Raw genomic sequence first — 22,101 nt, forward strand, 5'->3', positions numbered from 1 at the left:
TCATACATTCCCCTTCCGTAACGGACGGTCTGCGAATATTCCCCACCGCCTGCCCCTCATCAGATCGACGCCGTCGGCGCCACGGGAGAACACAGCACATGACAGGGTACTCGGACAAACAACGGGGGCTGGCGCTGCTGGCCCTGCTGATCGCGGCCAATCTCGCCGCCTGGATCTGGGCCTTTTGCGTCTTTCGCCAGCACGCCGTCATGATGAGCGCAGCGCTGCTGGCCTACGGCTTTGGCCTGCGCCACGCGGTGGACGCCGACCATATCGCCGCCATCGATGCCGTCACCCGCAAGCTGATGCAGCAGGGGAAAAAACCGCTCGGCGTCGGCGCCTTCTTCTCCCTGGGCCACTCCACCATTGTGATTCTGGCCTGCCTGGCCATCGTGCTGACGTCGATGGCGTTTCGCGATCGCATCGATGCCCTGCACCAGTACGGCGGGCTGATCGGCACCGCCGTCTCGGCGCTGTTCCTGCTGGCGATGGCCCTGCTCAACCTGCTGATCCTGCTGGGTGTCTGGCGCCAGTTTCGCCGCCTCACCCGCCCCGGCGCCGCGGCAAACGAGGCGCCGTGGGACGATGAGCTGCCCGGTGGCCTGATGACCCGTCTATTCCGCCGCACCTTTCGTCTGGTCACCCGCAGCTGGCATATGTACCTGGTGGGATTTCTGTTCGGCCTCGGCTTTGATACCGCCACCGAGGTCGGCCTGTTGGGCATCTCCGCCTCGGCGGCCAGCCACGGCCTCTCCCTGTGGTCGCTGATGGTCTTTCCGGCGCTGTTCACCGCCGGCATGGCGCTGGTGGACTCGCTGGACAACTTTGTGATGGTCGGCGCCTACGGCTGGGCCTTTTCCCACCCGATCCGCAAGCTGTACTACAACCTGACCATCACCGCCGCCTCGGTCGCCGTCGCGCTGATCATCGGTGGCCTGGAGGCGCTGGGGCTGATCGCCGACGGGCTGCAGCTGCAGGGGGCGTTCTGGCAGTTCATCGGCCAGCTCAACGATCGGATGGGCAACGCCGGCTTCTGGGTCATCGGCGGCTTCATCCTGTTCTGGCTGCTGTCGCTGCTCAACTACCGCTGGCGCGGCTACGACCGCATCGCCCTGCGCGTCGGTTGAGTAAAGTTACAATTCGCACCGTGATCTGCTGCGGCGTTAACGCTATGATCGTCCCATCCGGCCCGCCGAGCTCCCCGCCCGGCGCCCGGTCACAGGGAGAACAGGCCGCGGCGGCGGCGGACGATACGTGAAAACGCCAGGCGATCCCGCCACCGTTCACGCTGCGCGCGAGCCGTCATCAGGCGGCGCCGGCGACGCACGGTCAGCGCGGCGGGCGTCGACCCCGCGTGACGCGTACACTTGCGGAACACAGCCTCATGACTCAGACCTCACAGCGCATTTATCTTCTTTGCGGCAGCCTGCTATTGCTGCTGATGGCCGGCTGCTCCAGCCGTCACCACCGCCCGGCGGCCAGCTATAATCCCCAGGCCTACGACGGCATCATCCAGACGGCGGCGGCCCAGTACAATCTGGATCCCAAGCTTATCAAGGCGATAATCCAGGTCGAATCCAGCTACAATCCCCGCGCCGTCAGCCCCTCCAACGCCATCGGCCTTATGCAGATCAAGGCGGACGGCGCCGGCTGCGACGCCTATCGCTATCAGGGCAAGCGCGGCTGTCCGGACAGCGACGACCTGTACGATCCGGTCACCAATATCCGGCTGGGCGCCGCCTACCTCAGCGCGCTGCAAAACCAGCAGCTCTACTGGATCAACGATCCCCTGACCCGCCGCTACGCCACCGAGGTGGCCTACGCCAACGGCGCCGGAGCCCTGCTGCGCACCTTCTCCGCCAACCGCCAGACCGCCATCGCCATAATCAACAGCCTGACGCCGGCGGCCTTTCACTGGCACGTCCGCCGTCATCACCCGGCACCGCAGGCGCCGCGCTACATGCTCAAGGTCGAAACCGCCTATAACCATCTGTAGGAGGCTCAGCCTCCGTTGCACAGCGGTACGTTTTTACGGCAAAACGGGCACCAGGTATGACAGCGGCTCAGCACGCTGTGTAGCCGGACGCGGATTCGCCGCTGACACGCCGGACAGGTGGCATAGCGCATGTCCAGCAGCCCCTGTACCGCGCCGTCCGCAACGCGCTCCTCGTCATCATCGTCCGCCTGACGGCGGGCGCTCTGCATTCCCTGTGGCATAGATCCTCCTCCTGCACCGTCGTCCTCAGCCGCAGCACAGCCGCAGCCGCTTCTTATCCACCTTGCCGGAGCAGGTGCGCGGAAACTCCGCCACAAACTCCAGCAGCGTGGGAACCTTAAAGGCGGCCAGATGCGCCGCGCAGTGGGCGATCAGCGTCTCGGGGCGCACCTCGGCGCCCGGCGTCAGCTGCACTATCGCCTTCACCGCCTGATCGCGCAGCGGATCGGCCACGCCGATAACCGCCGCCTCTGACACCGCCGGGTGGGTCTCCAGTACCCCCTCCACCTCGCTGGAGGCCACATTCTCCCCCGACCGCTTGATCAGATTGACCGCCCGATCGACAAAGTAGAACCACCCCTCCTCGTCGCAATAGCCGGTATCGCCGCTGTGCAGCCAGCCATCACCGCGCAGCAGGCGGGCGGTTGCCGCCGGATCGTCATAATAGCCTTTAAACAGGGTTCGCCCGGCGACGCCGCGGATACAGATCTCCCCTACCTGCCCCGGCGGCAGCGGATTGCCCTGCGCGTCGACGATCCGCGCCTGGTATCCCATGCCGGGACGCCCAATCGAGGGGTAGCGCCGCGCCTGCCCCGGCGTATCGCCGATCGCCCCCACCACCGTCTCCGTCATACCGTAGGAGTTAAACAGACGCACGCCAAAGCGCCGCTCAAAGGTCTGCTTCTCGGCGTCGGTAATATTGAGGTAGAAAAACAGATCGCGCAGACAGTGGTTGCGCTCCCAGGCGCGCGGCGGCTGCAGCATCAGGGTACGCACGATCAGCGGCATGGCGTGGCTAAGGGTGGCGCGGTGCAGGCAAACCTGGCGCCAGAAACGGCGCGCGCTGTACTTCTCCAGCAGGATAAGCGTACCGCCGGTCATCAGCATCGGCATCGCCGCGCTGCACTGAAAGTCGATATGAAAGTTGGGCATGCAGCTCAGGTAGCGATCGCTGGCCGTCATCTGCCCTTGCCAGGCGGTATAGTGGCCGCCGAACAACAGGTTGGCGTGGGTCAGCTCGACCCCCTTGGGACAGGCGGTGGTGCCAGAGGTAAACAGGATCTCCGCCACGTCGTCCGCGCTGAGCGGCACCTGCTCCCGCAGCTGGCACGGCTGGACGGCGCAGGCGCGCTGAAAATCGATCGTTCCCGTCGTCTCGCCCTCGCCCTCGCCCTCGCCCTCGCGCAGGATAACACGATGGCGCAGGGGGTGGGACAGGCGCCGGTACAGCGGTAAAAACGCCGCCTGACAGACCAGCAGGCTGACGCCGCAGCGGCCGAGCAGATAGTCGCACTCCTGTTCGGTATAGCCGGTATTGACCGGGACGGCGATGGCGCCAATGCAGGCCAGACCAAACCAGCAGAACAGAAACTCAGGGCAGTTACGCATCTGCAGCGCGACCCGATCGCCCTTGCGTACCTCCAGCGAAAGGAACAGGTTAGCCGCTTTAATGATTTCATCGTGCATCTGGCGGTAGCTATACTCCCGCGTATCACCGGCCAGATCCTCATACACCAGCGCACACTGCGCACCCTGATGGCGCGCCCGCGCCTGCCACACGTCCCTCAGCGTGGCATTGCCGATCATATCCATAGCCCCTCATCGTGCAATTGTCATCCTTGGCCATGCCGTCAGGCCGCAGTTCCATACTGGCGAATATAATGCTCACGTAGTTTTAATTTCTTATAATTATGTGTGCTTGTGCCAAGTAAAAGCGCAAATTTTGGACTTAGTCACATTACCAAAAATAAAGATGTAAAGGTCTCCACCGAGATGCGAGCCGAATCGCCGAAAAAAGCGCCCAGACGATACAAATAGCAAACATTGCCATAACACGGCGCCGCCGCCGGCCGCATCCGCCCTGTACAGCCCGCGCGCGAAGACCCATCAGCCGCGCTTATATGGCGCAACGCGGCGTCATCGGGCATCCCGCCGCCCCAGCGCTCTTTTTCTGTTCAATAAGGCAGGATTAAAGGAGGGAACATATTATGGAATATAATGTTCCTTGGGAGCATTGCCGGCGAAATTAGAAAAACCGATAAAGGTTATTTTTTGGCTTTGGCTATTTCAGCAGAGAATATTTTAATTCAATAAATAGGGGAACAATAAAATCCCGCGCTATTTCGTCATAGAAAGGCGTGAACCGCGATACGCCATTCCCCACCGGCGCCCTCGACGTCCGCGCATCGCCGGCGCGCCTGCGGCGCAGGGGATTAACAACAAAAAAAGACGGAGGGGGCAACCCTCCGTCCACGGTCTCGATCACGCCGTTGCGTCGCGCGCCGGCGCGCGGGGCTTAGCGCCCCTTCCAGACCGGCTCACGTTTTTCGGCAAAGGCCTGCGGCCCCTCCAGCGCATCTTCCGAGTGCAGCACGGCCGGGTAGTGCTTCAGGGCGCCGCTGCGGATCAGGCGATAGCCCTCCTCGACGGACAGCGTGGCGGTAGCGCGGACGATCTCCTTCAGCGCCGCCAGCGCCAACGGCGCACTTTCCGCCACCTGCTGGGCCAGCGCCCGCGCCGTCTCCATCAGCCGATCGCCCGGCACCACCTGATTGACGATCCCCCAGCGCAGCGCCTCCTTGGCCTCCATGCGACGCCCGCTCATCATCATCTCGTTGGCGATCGCCGGCGGGATGCACTTGGGCAGACGCAGCATGCCGCCGCTGTCCGGTACGATGCCCAGCTTGGCCTCCGGCAGGGCGAAACAGGCATTGTCGGCGCAGACGATCATGTCTGCCGCCAGCGCCAGCTCAAAGCCGCCGCCAAAGGCGTAGCCGTTGACCGCTGCAATCACCGGCTTATCCAGGTTGAACAGCTCCGTCAAACCGGCAAAACCGCCCGGGCCAAAATCGGCGTCCGGCGCTTCGCCCTCTGCCGCCGCCTTCAGATCCCAGCCGGCGGAGAAAAAGCGTTCGCCGGCGCCGGTAATGATGGCGACCCGCAGCGTCGGATCGTCGCGGAAAGCGATAAACGCCTCCCCCATGGCCAAACTGGTCTTGGCATCGATGGCATTGGCCTTGGGGCGATTCAGCGTAATTTCCAGAATTCCACCGTTGCGCGCTATCTGTAATGACTCGCTCATCCTCATACTCCATTCCGATTCAACAGGGTGATCGCACCGGCGCATAGCCACAGGGCTGGCGGCGTACGCCGGCCCCCGGTGCGGCTTAACATAAACTTTTTTTGATCACTTTCCCCGAACAGCTGCGCGGCAGACTGTCGCGGATCTCCAAAAAAGAGGGCACTTTAAACTTGGCCATCCGAGCGCTGCAAAAGGCGAAGAACGCCTCTTCGCTCAGCTGTTCCCCGGGGTTCAGCACCACGACCGCCTTGATCGCTTCATCGCGGATAGAGTCTTTCAGGCCAACCACCGCCACATCCATAATTTTGGGGTGGGTCGCCAGAATATTTTCAATCTCCACGCAGGAGATATTCTCTCCGCAGCGTTTGATCATGTTGCAGCTGCGTTCGACAAAGTAGAAGTAGCCCTCGTCATCGCAGTAGGCGTAGTCGCCGGTGCGCAGCCAGCCGTCGGGCGTCAGCACGCGCGCCGTCTCCTGCGGCAGACCGTAATACTCCTTAAACAGCGTTTTGCCGGGGATCCCGCGCACCCACAGCTCGCCGGTCTCGCCGACGCTCAGCGGATGGCCGTCGACGCTGCGGATCTCCGCCTCATAGCCAATGCCCACTCGGCCAATGGAGGGCCAGCGCCGCTTGTCGCCCGGCCGGTCGCCAATCAGGCCGACGATGGTCTCCGTCATGCCGTAGGAGGTCAGCAGACGGACGCCGAAGCGCTGCAGAAAGGCCTCTTTCTCCTCCGTCGAGAGGTTGAGATAAAACAGCACCTCGCGCAGGCAGTGGCTGCGCTCCCACGGCATCACCGGCTGCATCATCAGGGTTTTGATCATCAGCGGGATACACTCCGTCAGCGTGGCGCGGTACCTGCAAACCTGCCCCCAGAAGGCGCGGGCGCTGTACTTTTCCAGCAGCACCAGCGTCGCCCCGACGCTAAAGGCGGCCATGGCGACGGTGCACTGACAGTCAATGTGGTAGGCGGGCATCGGCGTCAGGTAGACATCATCGGCGCGCAGCGCACACTGCCAGGCGGTGTAGTAGCCGGCGAACAGCAGGTTGTAGTGGGTGATCACCACCCCCTTCGGCGCCGAGGTGGTGCCGGAGGTAAACAGGATCTCGGCGGTATCCAGCGCACTGAGCGCCGGCGCATGTAACAGCTGCGCCGGCTGCTGCGCCTTCAGGCGCTGAAAATCCTTTATACCGTCGACGTCGGCCGCGGGGGACGCCCCGACATCGATCAGCAGAATCCCCTGCAGCGGCGCATCCGCCTCGCGGCGCAGCGACGCATAGGCGGGCGCCGCGGCGGCCGTGGTCACCACCAATCGGGCCGCGCACTGACGAATGATAAACGCGCATTCGTCATGCAGCAGGTTGGCGTTGACCGGCACCACGACGGCGCCGATCTTGGCCAGGCCAAACCAGCAGAAGATGAACTCGGCGCAGTTGTTCAGGTGCAGCGCCACCCGATCGCCCTTTTCGATCCCCAGGGTCAGAAACAGGTTGGCCGTGCGGTTGATCTCCTCGTTCAGCCGGGCGTAGCTATAGCTGCTGGCCTCGCCCCGCAGATTTTCGACGATCAGCGCCGTTTTCTCACCGTGCATCGCCGCCAGATCGTCCCACGCCTGGCGCAGATGGCGTTCCCCTATCATGTCCATGCTCTACCGCCGTGTAATGGTGCCATGCCGTTGTCCGTCGACGCGGACAACGGCGGTACGGCCTTACTGACCGGTCTTGGCCAGCCCTTTCGCCACCAGGGCGTCGATCGCCGTCTGGTCATAGCCGATGCTGTTCAGGATGGCGGCGGTATCCATGCCGTGCTCCGGCATGCCGCGCCAAATCTGCCCCGGGTGATGTTTAAACTTCGGCATCACGTTGGGGCCTTTGCAGGTGTGCCCGTCAACGGCCTTCCAGGTGGTGATCGATTCGCGCGCCACGTACTGCGGGTTGCTTTCCAGCTCATCCACGTTCAGCACCTTGGCGCAGGCGATCTTCAGCTCGGCAAAGCGGGCCTGCACCTCGGCGATGGTGTGCTGCGCCAGCCAGGCGTCCAGCTTCTCCTCTACCAGCTCGCCGTGCGGGCATTCGATGCGGTGGATAAGCTGGGTGCCCTCCGGCACCTCCGGCGTATCCAGCAGATGCGCCAGGCCGATATCGTTGAACATCTCGCGGATCTGGGTGATCCCCACCAGCTCCATCACGATATAGCCGTCGCTGCACCGGTACAGACCGCAGCCGGCGTAGTAAGGATCCTTGCCTTTGGTCATGCGCGGGCACATTTCGCCGCCGTTGAAGTAGTCCATCATGAAGTACTGCCCCATGCGCAGCATGACTTCATACATGGCGACGTCGATGCTCTCGCCCACGCCGGTCTGCTGTGCCTTGTGCAGGGCGGCCAGGGCGGCGGTGGTCACCGTCATACCGGAGAAGTAGTCGGCGGTATACGGGAAGGCTGGCATCGGCTGATCTTTATCGCCGTTCTGGATCAGATAGCCGCTGAACGCCTGGGCGATGGTGTTATAGGCGGCCAGGTTGGTGTACTCCGGCGTGCCGTACTGGCCAAAGCCGGACAGATGAGCGATCACCAGTTTTTTATTGCGCTCCCACAGCACCTCGTCGGTGATGCCGCGGCGGGCGAAGGCCGGGCCCTTACTGGCCTCGATGAAAATATCGGTGGTTTCCATCAGGCGTAGGAAGGCTTCGCGTCCCTCATCCTTAAAAATATTCAGCGACAGCGCGTGCAGGTTGCGGCGCGACAGCTGGGGGTAGTTGGGCTGTACCCGAATCGTATCCCCGTAGGCGACGTTTTCGATCCAGATAACTTCGGCGCCCCATTCGGCAAACATTTGCCCGGCAAAGGGACCGGCGATCTCGATGCCGGAAAACACGACGCGCAGGCCGGAGAGCGGGCCAAACTTGGGCATGGACAGACGGTCAGACATAACGTGATCCTTCTTAACAAAATCAGCGGACCCGGGGCCGGGCGCACAGGCTGACCCCGGGTGTCATGGCAGACAGACGGTCGCCGCGGCGGCCGTCTGCGGCCCTTAGCGGTACTGCTTCAGCACCGCGCGGCCCAGGGTCAGGATCTGCATCTCGTCGGAGCCGCCGGAAACGCGGTCCACGCGCAGGTCGCGCCAGAAGCGGGTGATGCGGTGATCGCCGGCGATCCCGACCCCACCCAGCACCTGCATGGCGGTGTCCACGACCTCGAAGGCGGCGTTGGCGCAGAAGTATTTACACATCGCCGCATCGCCGGAGGTCATCAGACCGTTGTCGCTCTTCCAGGCAGACTCCAGCAGCATGTTCTTCATGGAGTTCAGCTTGATCGCCATGTGGGCGAACTTCTCCTGGATCAGCTGGAAGCGGCCGATGGTTTCACCGAACTGCACGCGCTGGTTGGCGTAGCGCGCGGCGTCCTCAAAGGCGCACAGCGCGGTGCCATAGTTGGTCAGCGCCACCAGGAAACGTTCATGATCGAACTCTTCTTTCACCCGGTTGAAGCCGTTGCCTTCGCGACCGAACAGATCCTTCTCCTCCAGCTCGACGTTGTCGAACACCACCTCACAGCAGCTGTCCATACGCAGGCCCAGCTTCTCCAGCTTGTTGACCTTGATACCCGGCAGGCTCATATCGACAAACCACTCGGAGTAGACCGCTTTCTCCGGCGAGGCGCCGTCGCGCGCCATCACCACCAGATACGGGGTGTAGGCGCTGCTGGTGATGAAGCACTTGCTGCCGTTGAGGTAGACCTTGCCGTTTTTGCGCGTATAGGTGGTCTGCAGGCTGCCCACGTCGGAGCCGGCGCCCGGCTCGGTGATCGCAGAGTTCCACATTTGCTTGCCGGTGCCGCGGAAGGCCATGATGCGGTCGATCTGCTCCGCGGTCCCCTCGCGCAGGACGGTGTTAAACCCGCCCGGCAGCTGGTACAGCACATAGGTCGGCGCCCCCAGGCGGCCCAGTTCCATCCAGACCGCGGCCAGGGTGACGAACCCGGCGTCCAGCCCACCCTGATCCTCCGGCAGCAGCAGCGAGTCGATGCCCATATCCGCCAGTGCCTTAACAAAACGTTCAGGGTATTCGCTGTTGCGATCGCACTCGGCAAAGTAGGCTTCCCAGTTTTCCTGCGCCATCAGATCGCGAATCCCGGCAACGAACAGCTCCTGCTCGTCAGTCAGTGTAAAATCCATGTGTCAGACCTCTTGTTTGGCAAATTAACGGTTTAATATTTCCAGTACGTGGACTTGGCATCTTTCAAGAACGATATAGTTATCAATATGTTGACAAAGAACAGTGGGCAGCCGCCGGCGATGATCGCCGTCTGAATCGGCTTCAGTCCGCCCAGGGCCAACAGGATGATGCCGATGATCCCCACCAGTACGGACCAGCCGACGCGAACCCAGATCGGCGGCTCCTGATAGCCGCTGGCCTCTTTACAGGTCGACATCGCCAGGGTGTAGGAGCAGGCGTTTATCAGGGTCACGGTGGCGATGAAGCACAGGATGAAGAACGCCCACATGGTCGCCGTACTCATCGGTAGCGCGGCCCAGGTTTCGATGATGGCGCGGGCAACGCCGTGGGTCTCGATGGTCTTCGGCAGATCGACCACGCTGTTAGTCATCAGAGAGAGGGTGTTGCTGCCCAGAATGGTCCACAGCAGCCAGGTCGACGCCGTCAGACCGCCAACCATCCCCAGGCACAGCTGGCGCACGGTACGGCCTTTAGAGATACGGGCCAGGAAGATACACATCTGGATGCCGTACACGATCCACCATGCCCAGTAGAACACGGTCCAGGCCTGCGGGAAGCCGCTCTTGCCGACGGCGTCGGTGTAGAACAGCATGCGGCCGACGTTCATCAGCAGCACCCCGACGGAGTCGGTGAAGTAGTTCACGGTGAAGCTGGTGGCGCCGATGATCAGTACCCAGGCCAGAACGATGATGCTCAGGTAGTTACGCACGTCACTGGCCATCTTGACCCCTTTCTGCAGGCCAAAGGCGACGCATACGGCGTTAAAGACGATCCAGCAGCAGATGATCAGCGCATCCAGCTCCAGCGTATGCGGCACGCCGAACAGGTACTGGATACATTCGGTCACCAGCGGCGTCGCCAGCCCCAGGCTGGTCCCCATCGCCAAGATCAGCGCAACCAGGTACAGGTTATCGACCACCACGCCGAACAGGCCGTTGCAGCGCTTCTCGCCCATCAGCGCGACCAGGGTGCCGCTGGGGCGGACTACGCTGATTTTGCGCACGAACAGGAAGTAACCAAAGGCCACGGCCAAGAAGCTGTAGGTCGCCCACGGCAGCGGTCCCCAGTGGAACAGGCTATAGGCCAGCCCCATCTCTTTGGCGGCGTTGGAGAACGGCGTCAGGCCAAACGGCGGCGTGGCGACATAGTAATAAATTTCGATGGAGCCCCAGAACAGGACCGCCGCAGAGGTACAGGAGGCGAACATCATGAAGATCCAGCTGACGGTGCTGAACTCCGGCGCCTCATCCCCCAGACGGCGTTGCGCAAAGGGGCCAAAGATCAGCCAAAACCACCCGCCCAGCATCACCACCATGTACCACTCGAAGGCCCAGCCCCATGAGTAGGTGATGTAGTTAAATACCGAGTTGATCACCGCGTTGGAAGCATCCAAATCGCGAATGGTCAGGTAGCAAAGTAACGCAACAATAATCAAGGACGGGAAAAAGACTTTGGGCTCTATCCCTGTTTTCCTGCTGCTATTTTCAGTCTTCATTTACGTATCTTCCCTCATGGAAAGGCATACCTCGCCATGATCACGTTAAGTGTAAAGGTTCTGAATAAGCCACGTTAGCGTATATAAAAAACACGTTGGCGCGACATGAGTCTCTATATCATTTGAAATAAAAAAGCAATTAATAACAAAACTACAATAATGACATTTATCCACATGCCTTATCCCGTGGGATAAGCAAGGACGCATGATTAATGTGTGATTATAATGAAATTTGACTGTTCAATAATCCGTGATCTTAATCAAACAATTTCTCAGGTCTCGCGCCGCCGCCGCTGCCGTCGTCGCATTCATCGCGACAACCAATCAAAAAAATAAATTCAAAAACAATAAGATACAAACAAAAAGGCGATATATCTCGCTATGCAAAAGCGATGTAACACCTTCAATATTGGTGATCTATGTATTATTTTAGCATTGTGAATCATGGTATTTCTATTGGCGTCAGAATGATTTCAGCGCAAGGATGCGAGATGAGGAAATATTAAATTACGCGGTTTGATTGGCGGTTAATTTATTTATAGACCAGGTGAATCAATTTTAACAAGCGTATTACCAAAAACACAATTTAATTTTTCTTCCTTGTGTATAGCCTGATTCAGGACAGTTTCGCTACACCTAAATTTTATATTGCCTATCGGAGAAGTGATGAAAATTATCGCATGTTATAAACTCATCCCCGAGGAGCAGGATATCACGGTCAACAGTGATGGCTCCCTGAACCTCAGTAAGGCGGATGCCAAAATCAGCCAGTTCGATCTGAATGCGATCGAAGCGGCGAATGCCTTAAAACAGCAGAACAGCGATATTCATATCGTCGCCATGAGCGTGGGCGGCGACGCCCTGACCAACGCCAAGGCGCGCAAGGATGTGCTGTCTCGCGGCCCGGATGAGCTGATCGCCGTCTCGGCGGCGGGGCTGGAAAACAGCCTGCCGCACCAGACGGCCTCTCTGCTGGCCGCCGCCGCGCGCAAAAATGGCTTTGACCTGATCCTGTGCGGCGATGGCTCGGCGGATCTGTATGCACAGCAGGTTGGTCTGCTGCTGGGCGATGCGCTCTCCGTCCCGGCGATCAACGGCGTCAGCCGTATTCTTAGCCTCTCCGATGGCCAGATCGAGATCGAACGCACCCTGGAAGATGAAGTCGAAACCCTCACCCTGTCCCTGCCGGCGGTCATTGCCGTCTCCACCGACATCAATGCCCCGCAGATCCCGTCCATGAAGGCCATCCTCGGCGCCGCCAAAAAACCGGCGCAGACCTGGTCTTGTGACGATCTGGACGCCGGTGACGCCCACGCCTACACCACCCTGCTCAGCGTTCAGGCGCCGCAGCAGAAGGCACGTGCGCGGGTGATCATCGAAGGGGACGGCGAAGAACAAATCGCCGAGTTTGCAGAACATCTGCGCAAAATCGTGCGTTAATGGGGAACAACATGAGCAAATATGCAACCGTATGGGTATTCAGCGACAGCGAATCGCGTCTGGCAGAGCTGATGGGCGGCGCACTCGCGCTGGGTGACAACGTACAGGCCGTGGTTCAGGGCGATGCCCAGGCGGCGCTGGCCTTCCGTCTCGGCGCCGACGCCGTTCACGATCTCGGCGCCCTGCCGAGCGACCGCATCGTCGAAGACTACGCGGATACCCTGGTGCAGGCCATCTGCGCCCACGGCGAACGAGCGCTGGTGCTGCTGCCGGCCAGCCGCCGCGGCAAAGCGCTGGCCGCCCGCCTCGGTGCCCGACTGCAGGGCGGCGTGGTCAACGACGCCAGCGAAGTGACCCTGGAAGCGGGTCAGCCCATCGCCACCCACATGGTGTACGGCGGTCTGGCGCTGGGTAAAGAGCGCATCGATACCCCCTACGCGGTCATCACCCTGGCCAGCGGCGCCTTTGCCGCCGCCGCCGAAGACGCCGCCCGCAGCGGCAGCGCCGCCGCGCTGGCCTTTGTGGCACCGGCGCAGCCTATCACCTGTCTCTCCCGTCGCGCCAAGCAGGGCGAAAACGTCGATCTGGGCAAGGCGCGCTGGGTCGTCAGCGTCGGGCGCGGCATCGGCAACCAGCAGAACATCGCGCTGGCGCAGGCCTTCAGCGACGCCATCGGCGCCGAGCTGGGCTGCTCACGCCCGGTGGCAGAAAACGAGAAGTGGATGGAGCGCGAACGCTACGTCGGTATCTCCGGCATCATGATCAAGCCGGATCTGTATCTGGCCCTGGGGATCTCCGGGCAGATCCAGCACATGGTCGGCGCCAACGGCGCACAGACCATCATGGCGATCAACAAAGATAAGAATGCCCCGATCTTCCAGTATGCCGACTACGGTATCGTCGGCGATCTGGTGAAAATCGTCCCCGCCCTGACCGAAGCCCTGAAACGCTAGCCGTATGGCCGGCGCCGTCACCCCGGCGCCGGCCGCATTATCTGCCACTGGAGACACCATGTCTGAAGATGCATTTGACGCGATTATCGTCGGCGCCGGTCTGGCCGGTTGCGTAGCCGCGCTGGTTCTGGCGCGCGCCGGAGCCAACGTGCTGGTGATTGAGCGCGGCAACTACGCCGGCGCCAAAAACGTCACCGGCGGCCGACTGTATGCCCACACTCTGGAGCGTATCATTCCCGGATTCGCCGAACAGGCGCCGGTTGAGCGCCGCATTACCCACGAGAAGATCTCCTTCCTCACCGCCGACAGCGCCGTCACCCTGGACTACCACAACGCCCGCGACGGGGCGGCCGAGGCGGCCTCCTATTCGGTGCTGCGCGGTAAATTTGATACCTGGCTGATGGAGCAGGCCGAAGCGGCCGGCGCCCAGTTTATCCCCGGCATCCGCGTCGATCGTCTGATCCAACGCGATGGCCGGGTCGTCGGCGTAGAGGCCGACGGCGACGAGCTGGAGGCCAACGTCGTGATCCTGGCGGAAGGGGTCAACGCCCTGCTGGCCGAGCAGATCGGCATGGTACAGCCGCGGGTCGAGGCCAAAAACGTCGCCGTGGGGGTCAAAGAGCTGATCGAACTGCCGCGCGAGCTGCTGGAGGCGCGTTTTGCCCTGCAGGGGAACGACGGCACCGCCTGGCTGTTCGCCGGCACCCCCTCCGACGGCCTGATGGGCGGCGGTTTCCTCTACACCAACGGCGACTCTCTGTCGCTGGGGATCGTCTGCGGTCTGCACCACATTGAGCAGGCGGGGAAATCCATCCCCCAGATGCTGGAAGACTTTAAACAGCACCCGACGGTGCGCCCGCTGATCGAAGGCGGCAAAACCGTCGAGTACGCCGCCCACGTGGTGCCGGAAGCCGGCATCAACATGCAGCCGAAGCTGGTGGCCGACGGCGTCCTGCTGGCCGGCGATGCGGCAGGCATGTGCCTTAACCTGGGCTTTACCATTCGCGGAATGGATCTGGCCATCGCCTCCGGTGAAGCCGCGGCGCGCGCCGTACTGGCCGCCCGAGAAAAGAACGACTTCAGCGCCGCCGGACTGGCCGAGTATCCGCGTCTGCTGGAGAGCCTGCCGGTGATGAAAGAGCTGCGCCACTACCGCAAGGTACCGCAGATGATGGATAACCCGCGCATGTTCACCCAATACCCACAGCTGGCCGCCGACATCATGTCTGCGCTGTTCACCGTCGACGGGCGCCCGCCGCAGCCGCTGCGTAAGACCCTGCTGCAGCACTGCAAACAGGTCGGCTACCTGAATCTGCTCAAAGACGGCATTAAAGGAGTGACAGCACTATGAGCGAACCGGTTAACGTCGATGTCAAACTGAGCATCAATAAGTTCCATGTCGATGAGGGACACCCGCATATCATCATCCGCGAACACCCGAACATGGCGGCGTTCCATACCTTGACCCTGGCCTGTCCGGCGGGGCTGTACAAGCTACAGGACGACGGCACGATTCAGTTCGACTACGCCGGCTGTCTGGAGTGCGGCACCTGCCGCATCCTGGGCGTCGATGACGTCCTGGAGCAGTGGAACTACCCACGCGGCACCTTCGGCGTCGAATACCGCTACGGCTGACCCTCCGGCGGAGACGGCACACCGTTTCCGCCGTATCACAATAATAAGCCGCCTGCCGGCGCCCCGCCTGTCGCGGGGCTTGCATCGCCACTTTTACAGATACCAGGATTATGGAACAGCATAAAAGATTCGATGACATCCGTTTTACACCGGTGCACCGCAAGATCATGCTGTGGGGGAGCGGTGGCCCGTTCCTCGATGGCTACGTTCTGGTGATTATCGGCATCGCCCTTGAGCAGCTGACCCCCCTGCTGCAGCTGGACGCCAATTGGATAGGGATGGTCGGCGCCGCCACGCTGGTCGGGCTGTTCATCGGCACCTCGCTGTTCGGCTATGTGGCGGATCGGGTCGGGCGCCGCCTGATGTTTCTGATCGACATCATCGCCATCGGCGTGATCTCTGCCGCCACCATGTTTGTCACCTCGCCACTGGAGCTGGTGATCCTGCGCTTTCTAATCGGCATCGTTATCGGCGCCGACTACCCCATCGCCACCTCGATGATCGCCGAATTCTCCTCCACCAAACAGCGCGCCTTCACCATGGGGTTTATCGCCGCCATGTGGTATATCGGCGCCACCGCCGCCGATCTGGTGGGCTATCTGCTGTACGATGTGGAAAACGGCTGGCGCTGGATGCTGGGCAGCGCGATCGTCCCCTGTATCATCATCTTACTGGGCCGGGTCGAGCTTCCGGAGTCGCCGCGCTGGCTGATCCGCAAAGGGCGCCACGCCGAATGCCGCGCGCTGATGATCAAGCTGTTCGGCCAGCCGGTGACCTTTGATGACGAAGCCCCCCAGGAGACCCGCTACCGCGATATCTTCAGCCGCCGTCATCTCTCCTCGATCCTGTTCGTCGCCGCCATCTGGACCTGCCAGGTGATCCCCATGTTCGCCATCTACACCTTTGGCCCGCAGATCGTCACCCTGCTGGGGCTGGAGCAGGGGCGAGAGGCGGTGCTGGGCAACGTGGTGATCAGCCTGTTCTTCATGCTCGGCTGCCTGCCGGCCATGTACTGGCTCAACAGCGTTGGCCGTCGTCCGCTGCTGATCGGCAGCTTCGCCATCATGACCCTGTCGCTGCTGATGCTGGGGTTGGTCGATCAGCCCGGCATCCTGCTGATCGTCAGCGCCTTCGCCCTGTACGCCTTCTTCTCCGGCGGCCCGGGGATCCTACAGTGGCTCTATCCTAATGAGCTGTTTCCCACGGCGATCCGCGCCTCGGCGGTCGGCGCCGCCATGTCGCTGAGCCGCATCGGCACCGTGGTCTCAACCTATGCCCTGCCGCTGTTCATGCAGCAGCACGGGATCTCCGCCACCATGCTGGTCGGCGCCGGCATTTCGCTGTTCGGTCTGCTGATCTCGGTGATGATGGCGCCGGAGACTCGCGGGCTGTCGCTGGAGCAAACCAGCCGGATGAAACTGTTTTAACGCCATTCCGCCCCGTGGGCGGGAGCATCGGCCGCGAATCGGCGGGTAGCCCTAAGGCTACCCGCTGCGCATCAGGCAATCTGAAGCTGACGGTAAAAATAGTCGGCGCCGTCGCGCAGGGCGCAGTCGGCGCTCTCCATCATGCGGGAGTAGTGCAGAAAGGCGTGCATCACGCCGGGATACATGTGGTAGCTGCAGGGCTGGCGGTGTTCGCGCAGCGTCTGGTACAGCGCCACGCTGTCGTCCAGCAGCGGATCGAACTGTGCCCCGGCGATAAAGCAGGGGGGAATGCCATAGGTGAGATCGTTGTTAAACAGGCAGTAATAGGGCGACTCCCGCGACGCCGCATCCGGCAGGTAGGCCTGCTCATAGCTCTGCAGATCCGCCTGGGTAAGTCCATCCCAAACGCCGCCGTACAGGCGACGGCTGGCTGAATCCTGCAGACCATACAGACCGTAGTAGAGCAGCACCCCGCGCACCTCGCCGCAGTCGATCCCGCGATCGCGCATCCACAGCACCGTCGCCATCGCCAGCATGGCCCCGGCGGAATCACCGGCAAAGCCAATCCGCGCCATCGGCAGCCCGAACTCATCGGCGCGGCGATGAAAGAACTCACAGACGGCGACGCTCTCCTCGATGGCCTGCGGGAAGCGCGCCTCCGGCGACAGGCTGTAATCGATACCGATCACCGCGCAGCGACTGTAGTCGGCCAGCAGGCGCATAATGCGATCGTGGGTATCCAGATTGCCCACAATAAATCCGCCGCCGTGCAGATAAAACAGCACCGCCTGCGCCGGGTGACGCGGAAAGTAGATACGCGTCGCAACCGGGCCATGGGGCGTCTCCACGTTGACCTGCTCACAGCGGGCCATTTCGGCGCCGCCCTGATTCCAATACTGCCGCTCCTGAATATAGGCCTGACGCATCGACGAATAATCTGAACAATTCTGTTCATCCGTTGTATTCTGCTGCTGAAATTGCAGAACCCGCTTCATTTCATCAGAAATGCGCTCAGGTACATTTACTTTATTCTTTTGTTGCATACCGTTCTCCCAATCAACTAACTGATATTTTATGACATACAGAAATGGGTTCTGTGAGCTACGCCATAAGCAGAAAAAACCATTATAAATAATAGAATTACCAGAGTATTTCACGCGAAATACGCCCGGCACCGAGCATCAAAAAATGTAATAAAATAACATCGACAATAATATTCATGATCACCATCACCCCCTCTGCGAGAGCATCATGTTAATGCACCGCGCGATAAGAAATACGAACAATCACATATTACACACCTAAGCAAAACATTGTTTTAACAACAGTGTCGCGGCGACATTTTTATCAAAAAGATATAAAAATTCATTGTGATTAGCGGCAGCCGTTGGGTATATTCAAATATATCCATAGCCTGTGTGCACAGACGTCAGCGATGCTGTCAGGATGCCTCACGAATATTGCACGACAGGTTACAGAATACTGTTAATTGGATTAATCATTCTGGTTAAATGGGTGGGAATATGTGTAGAGAGTATGCTCAGGAACCTTTATATCTGTCCGTTGCACGCTGGGTGATGCAACAGCAGCGTTGGGTCAGCGCCCGCGAGATAGCCCAACAGTTCGACCTTTCTCCCTGCAAAGCCATCAACACCGTATCCTATATTTTATCCGGCGTGGAGGAGATTACCTGTCAGACCAAGACGGTCCCCAATCAGTTGGAGGGCCGCGGCTGCCAGTGCCAACGCCTGATTCAGGTCAGCCACATCGATGAGCTGATCGCCGCGCGGATCCGCAACGCCATCAACACGGAGAGCGAAGGCACCCCCGCCGATGCAGAGCAGAAGGCAGCGGAGGCCGAGGCCGTCGCGCGCATGGCCATTCGCGTCCCCCCCGATGAGCTCAACCGCGAACAAAAATGGCAGTGGATGCTCTCTAAGGCACAGCGTAAATAAGGGTAGGATCATACCGAGAAAGTTTACCCATCCGCACCATTCCACCCGGCCACCGACGCCCAGAGGGTGGCAGAATCAGTCCGGTGCGGACGGGTAATCATTCAAGATGTCATAGGAGAATATAACGCAAAATACCGCCTGCGTATCGACTCCTGCGACATAAGCCTTGCCTTTCCGTTATACAATAAATAACGCATTCAGCGATATATTTATTTATTAGCTAACGTCCGATTTGGCTAATTGCTAAATTTTCCGTGCCGCATGACGCATTATTGGCTCTCCGCCATCCCCTCCGCCCCGTTTTATTCTGCCGCAGGTCGCCGCGCCCCGGCGTCGAACGCTCGCCTGTCCGCATGGGCTGTCGACGTCGGATAAAAAGCGCGTAATATCTTCGTGAGACCACCGGCGTCGGTATCACGCGGCGCTTGACGTCACGCTCGCCGCTTTTCATTATATAAACAAATATATAGCGATGGCGATATCTGCGCCAGCCAACCGCGCTGGCGCGGACGCCCCGCCAAGGAGAAGGGTTATGCTGATCGATGAAATAGACTTCGCCGCGCTGTACCGCCAGCAGCTGAAGCAGGCGCAGCGTTCCACCAAACCGCCGGCGCACTGGGATCGCCGGGCGCAGGCCATGTCAGTCACCTGCGCCGCGCCGCAGGATCCCTACCTGCAGCAGCTGGTGGCGGCGATGGATCTCAGCCGGGCGCAGACCCTGCTGGACGTCGGGTGCGGCCCCGGCAGCGTCTGTCTGGCGACGGCGCCGCGCCTGCGTCAGACCTATGGCCTGGACTACAGCCAGGGTATGCTGGCGGTCGCGGCCCAGCGCGCCGAACACCTGCGCCTGGACAACGTCACGCTGATACAGCGCGCCTGGGAGGAGCCCTGGGACGATATTCCCCGCTGCGACGTCGTCGTCGCCTCGCGCTCGACCCTGGTCGACGATCTGCGCCCGGCGCTGGCCAAGCTTAATCGCCACGCTCGTCAGTGGGTCTACACCACTCATCCGGTCAGCGGCAGCTTCGTTGATCCGCACATCCTACAGGCCATCGGCCGCCCGATCCGCGAGCTACCCAACTATATCTATGCCGTCAATATTCTCTACCAGATGGGGATCCACGCCAGCGTGAGCTTTATCGGCGCGCCCGCCTGCCAGCAGCACGCCGCGACGGCGGCGCAGTTTGCCGATGCCATCGCGTTGGCGCTGGGCGAGATCAGCCCGCAGGAGCGTCAGGCGCTGGAGGCCTATTATCATCACTGCCGGCAGCGGGGACGCGCGCCGGCCGGAGCGCGACGTGACTGGGCGCTGATCGCCTGGCAGCCGCAGCCATTAACGGAGGATCGGGAATGATTTTTATCAGCGACAGCCAGCTGGATGCCTGGCTGCAGGAGGATATCCAGGGGGGGGATATCACCACCCGCGCGCTGGGGATCGGCGAACAACGCGGTGAGATGCATTTTTACCACCGTCAGGGGGGCTGCATCAGCGCCATCGCCCTCACCTGCCGCATGCTGGCCCGACTGGGGCTGGAGAGCATCGCCGCCGTGCGCGACGGCGATCGGGTCGAGCCCGGCGCCCTGCTGCTGCAGGCCCGCGGCAGCGCCGCCGCGCTGCACCAGGGCTGGAAAGCCAGCCAGAATCTGCTGGAGTGGAGCTGCGGGGTCAGCGACTACGCCGCCCGCATGGTGGATATCCTGCGCCGCTACCAGCCCGAGGGGCAGATAGCCTGTACCCGCAAGTCGATTCCCGGCACCCGGCTAGCCGCCATGCAGGCGGTGCTCGACGGCGGCGCCATTCTGCACCGCGCCGGCTGCGCTGAAACCGTTCTGCTGTTCACCAACCACCGGCGTTTCTGGCCGCAGCCCGATGACTGGCGGGGAATGGTGGCGCGCCTGCGTCGTCAGGCGCCGGAAAAGACCCTGATCGTCGAAGCGGACACTCCGCAGGAGGCCGCGGCGGCGCTGGCCGCGCAGCCCGATATTCTGCAGCTGGATAAGTTCACCCCGGCGCAGATAGCGCAGATCCAGACGCAGGCGGCCACGCTGGCCCCCCGCTGCCGCCTGTCGCTGGCCGGTGGGATCAACCTGAACAGCATTGAGACCATCGCTCAGACGGGCGTCGGGCTGCTGATCACCTCGGCACCTTATCACGCGGCGCCGGCGGACATTAAAGTCCGCCTGATGCCCTGCCCCTAACCCCGTCGCGGGGGCACCCGGCCCCCGCCGCTGGCTTAGAAGCGGTAGCCGACACCCAGGTTAAAGCCGTTGATGCTGTGCTTGCTGCCGCCCAGATCGACGCGCGATCCCTCATAGCCCACATCGATGCTCCAGTTGGCCAGCGGGTTGATCTGCAGACCGGCGCCGTACATCAGCGACCCCTTACTGCGCGTTTGCTGCAGACTGCCCTCTTCATAGCCGCCGACCCACACGTCGCGCCAGGCGGCGGAGACCGTGGTCTTATTCACGTTAACCCCCAGCAGCCCATAAACGCTGACGCTATCATTAATCCGCCAGGCCGGGCCCGCCGCCAGAGAGTAATATTTTAGATCCCCATTACCGCGAGAATACTCCAGCCCCGTGCTTTCACTGAACGCCTTGCTGCCGCTCATATAGGTAAAGGAGGTCATCAGGCTAAGGGGAGAGTCCCACTCATAGCGATATTTCAGGTTAACCCCGGCAATATTTTTAAAATCAGCCACCTTGGCCTGAGCATAGCCCAGAGAAACCGTCTGGCCCTCAGCCATTACCGGCGCAGCGGCACCCAGGGAAATCAACAGAGATACTGCGCAAAAACTTTTTTTCATTATGATTATTCCTAAAAATAGACAATATTTAAATTAAGAAACCGTCAGGCACGCCAGCGGCGCGGCGCCAAAATGGCATGAGAGTCTTATTTCGGCGCCGCGTGAGCGCCGCTGCGACCGGCGTAAAATACCCTTGCGAAAATACACCAAACATAAACGAACGCGCATTTCTGCGCACGACAGCGGACAAATAGGAATAGCGGAAAAAATCACATCGATTTTACCGAATGGTCACTTCGGCGTTCATTTAATTGTATTGCAAATGAATCTTCACGCCAAAAAACATCACTAGGAATAATACCAATTTATTTAAAACCGCTTGATCTTGGGGGATAAGAATGAATAATAGCCAGCCTGATTCAACACAGCATCAAAAATAACTAACCAAAAATAGGTATATATAATGAAGAAAATAACTCTGGGTAAGTTCCTTTTTATCGCAGGCGCCTCACTGTTATTAAGCGCCTGCGGCGGGGTACCGCTCCAGCACTATGCCGCCTACGGCACTCCGGTCAACGTCATCGCCCCCGCCGGACAATATAGCGAGTGGCACACCGACAGCAGCAGCCATACGACCGGCGATAGCCATACGCAGTCTCAGGGAAGCTGCACCCAGAGTGAGGACAGCGTGTTCAGCGATGACGGCGTCACCCGCACCCGCCAAAGCAACTGTAACAACAGTAGCCAAACCCACAGTAGCAGCCGTGCCAACAGCCGCTCCAGCAGCGTCGGCTTCAGCGTGGGTGGCCCCATCGGGGCCAGTCTCGGGCTGATTAAGCAGATGGAAGAGATGAATCGCCCGCGCGACGGCGGCATGGGGAGCGACATGTTCCGCGACGTCGGCTTTTGAG

General features: G+C 60.8%; 20 protein-coding genes. 11 read left to right on the forward strand and 9 right to left on the reverse strand.

Translation table 11 applies throughout. From position 1 onward, the window contains the following. The first annotated feature begins 98 nt into the window (after positions 1–98). Positions 99–1,127, forward strand: coding sequence for a HoxN/HupN/NixA family nickel/cobalt transporter (locus L1P05_RS12735; protein WP_012849481.1), 1,029 nt, complete (start codon positions 99–101; stop codon positions 1,125–1,127). A 257-nt stretch (positions 1,128–1,384) separates the two neighbouring features. Next, positions 1,385–1,996: a transglycosylase SLT domain-containing protein gene (locus L1P05_RS12740; RefSeq protein ID WP_012849483.1), complete on the forward strand. Its 612-nt coding sequence runs from the start codon at positions 1,385–1,387 to the stop codon at positions 1,994–1,996. A gap of 5 nt (positions 1,997–2,001) precedes the next feature. Here L1P05_RS12740 and L1P05_RS12745 read toward each other — a convergent pair whose 3' ends face one another. From L1P05_RS12745 to caiT, 7 genes are all read right to left on the reverse strand, one after another. Further along, positions 2,002–2,217 (reverse strand): hypothetical protein, encoded by a 216-nt coding sequence (locus L1P05_RS12745; RefSeq protein WP_012849484.1) that lies wholly within the window; start codon positions 2,215–2,217, stop codon positions 2,002–2,004. 25 nt (positions 2,218–2,242) lie between these two features. Next, positions 2,243–3,808, reverse strand: coding sequence for a crotonobetaine/carnitine-CoA ligase (gene caiC / locus L1P05_RS12750; protein WP_012849485.1), 1,566 nt, complete (start codon positions 3,806–3,808; stop codon positions 2,243–2,245). A gap of 703 nt (positions 3,809–4,511) precedes the next feature. After that, positions 4,512–5,297 (reverse strand): crotonobetainyl-CoA hydratase, encoded by a 786-nt coding sequence (gene caiD / locus L1P05_RS12755; protein ID WP_012849487.1) that lies wholly within the window; start codon positions 5,295–5,297, stop codon positions 4,512–4,514. A gap of 85 nt (positions 5,298–5,382) precedes the next feature. Continuing rightward, the gene (caiC, locus tag L1P05_RS12760) at positions 5,383–6,945 is read right to left on the reverse strand and encodes a crotonobetaine/carnitine-CoA ligase (protein ID WP_012849488.1); all 1,563 of its coding nucleotides are present in this window, start codon (positions 6,943–6,945) and stop codon (positions 5,383–5,385) included. A 63-nt stretch (positions 6,946–7,008) separates the two neighbouring features. Beyond that, positions 7,009–8,229 (reverse strand): L-carnitine CoA-transferase, encoded by a 1,221-nt coding sequence (gene caiB / locus L1P05_RS12765; protein WP_012849489.1) that lies wholly within the window; start codon positions 8,227–8,229, stop codon positions 7,009–7,011. Positions 8,230–8,334: 105 nt separating this feature from the next. Continuing rightward, positions 8,335–9,477 (reverse strand): crotonobetainyl-CoA dehydrogenase, encoded by a 1,143-nt coding sequence (caiA, locus tag L1P05_RS12770; RefSeq protein ID WP_012849490.1) that lies wholly within the window; start codon positions 9,475–9,477, stop codon positions 8,335–8,337. A 32-nt stretch (positions 9,478–9,509) separates the two neighbouring features. Beyond that, positions 9,510–11,033 carry an L-carnitine/gamma-butyrobetaine antiporter gene (gene caiT, locus L1P05_RS12775; RefSeq protein ID WP_012849491.1) on the reverse strand — a complete coding sequence of 508 codons (1,524 nt, stop codon included), beginning with the start codon at positions 11,031–11,033 and terminating at the stop codon, positions 9,510–9,512. 666 nt (positions 11,034–11,699) lie between these two features. Between caiT and L1P05_RS12780 the strand changes: the two genes are divergently transcribed. From L1P05_RS12780 to L1P05_RS12800, 5 genes are all read left to right on the forward strand, one after another. After that, complete coding sequence (locus tag L1P05_RS12780; RefSeq protein ID WP_012849493.1) at positions 11,700–12,473, forward strand: electron transfer flavoprotein FixA; 774 nt, start codon at positions 11,700–11,702, stop codon at positions 12,471–12,473. 11 nt (positions 12,474–12,484) lie between these two features. Beyond that, positions 12,485–13,426, forward strand: a complete 942-nt coding sequence (locus L1P05_RS12785; RefSeq protein WP_012849494.1) for an FAD-binding protein — start codon at positions 12,485–12,487, stop codon at positions 13,424–13,426. Positions 13,427–13,484: 58 nt separating this feature from the next. Then, positions 13,485–14,777: an FAD-dependent oxidoreductase FixC gene (gene fixC, locus L1P05_RS12790; protein WP_015462125.1), complete on the forward strand. Its 1,293-nt coding sequence runs from the start codon at positions 13,485–13,487 to the stop codon at positions 14,775–14,777. Beyond that, positions 14,774–15,061 carry a ferredoxin family protein gene (locus L1P05_RS12795; protein ID WP_012849496.1) on the forward strand — a complete coding sequence of 96 codons (288 nt, stop codon included), beginning with the start codon at positions 14,774–14,776 and terminating at the stop codon, positions 15,059–15,061. Before fixC ends, L1P05_RS12795 begins: the two co-directional genes overlap by 4 nt. A gap of 110 nt (positions 15,062–15,171) precedes the next feature. Continuing rightward, on the forward strand, positions 15,172–16,488 hold the full coding sequence (locus L1P05_RS12800; RefSeq protein WP_012849497.1) for an MFS transporter: 1,317 nt from the start codon (positions 15,172–15,174) through the stop codon (positions 16,486–16,488). Positions 16,489–16,559: 71 nt separating this feature from the next. Here L1P05_RS12800 and aes read toward each other — a convergent pair whose 3' ends face one another. After that, the gene (gene aes, locus L1P05_RS12805) at positions 16,560–17,531 is read right to left on the reverse strand and encodes an acetyl esterase (RefSeq protein WP_015683433.1); all 972 of its coding nucleotides are present in this window, start codon (positions 17,529–17,531) and stop codon (positions 16,560–16,562) included. 480 nt (positions 17,532–18,011) lie between these two features. Between aes and caiF the strand changes: the two genes are divergently transcribed. The 3 genes from caiF to modD all read left to right on the forward strand — a co-directional run bounded on the left by caiF (position 18,012) and on the right by modD (position 20,642). Beyond that, positions 18,012–18,443: a carnitine metabolism transcriptional regulator CaiF gene (gene caiF / locus L1P05_RS12810; RefSeq protein ID WP_034167980.1), complete on the forward strand. Its 432-nt coding sequence runs from the start codon at positions 18,012–18,014 to the stop codon at positions 18,441–18,443. A 532-nt stretch (positions 18,444–18,975) separates the two neighbouring features. Further along, entirely contained in the window at positions 18,976–19,797 is an 822-nt protein-coding gene (locus tag L1P05_RS12815; protein ID WP_012849500.1) for a class I SAM-dependent methyltransferase, read from the forward strand. Then, positions 19,794–20,642, forward strand: coding sequence for a ModD protein (gene modD, locus L1P05_RS12820; RefSeq protein WP_012849501.1), 849 nt, complete (start codon positions 19,794–19,796; stop codon positions 20,640–20,642). The genes L1P05_RS12815 and modD overlap by 4 nt, the downstream gene beginning before the upstream one ends. 35 nt (positions 20,643–20,677) lie before the next feature. Here the strand turns inward: modD and L1P05_RS12825 are convergent, their stop codons facing one another. Next, positions 20,678–21,250: an Ail/Lom family outer membrane beta-barrel protein gene (locus tag L1P05_RS12825; RefSeq protein WP_012849502.1), complete on the reverse strand. Its 573-nt coding sequence runs from the start codon at positions 21,248–21,250 to the stop codon at positions 20,678–20,680. A 403-nt stretch (positions 21,251–21,653) separates the two neighbouring features. Between L1P05_RS12825 and L1P05_RS12830 the strand changes: the two genes are divergently transcribed. Beyond that, positions 21,654–22,100, forward strand: coding sequence for a hypothetical protein (locus tag L1P05_RS12830; RefSeq protein ID WP_012849504.1), 447 nt, complete (start codon positions 21,654–21,656; stop codon positions 22,098–22,100). Position 22,101 lies beyond the last annotated feature (1 nt).

This window comes from Edwardsiella piscicida, from assembly GCF_021733145.1.
Classification (GTDB): Bacteria; Pseudomonadota; Gammaproteobacteria; order Enterobacterales; family Enterobacteriaceae; genus Edwardsiella; species Edwardsiella piscicida.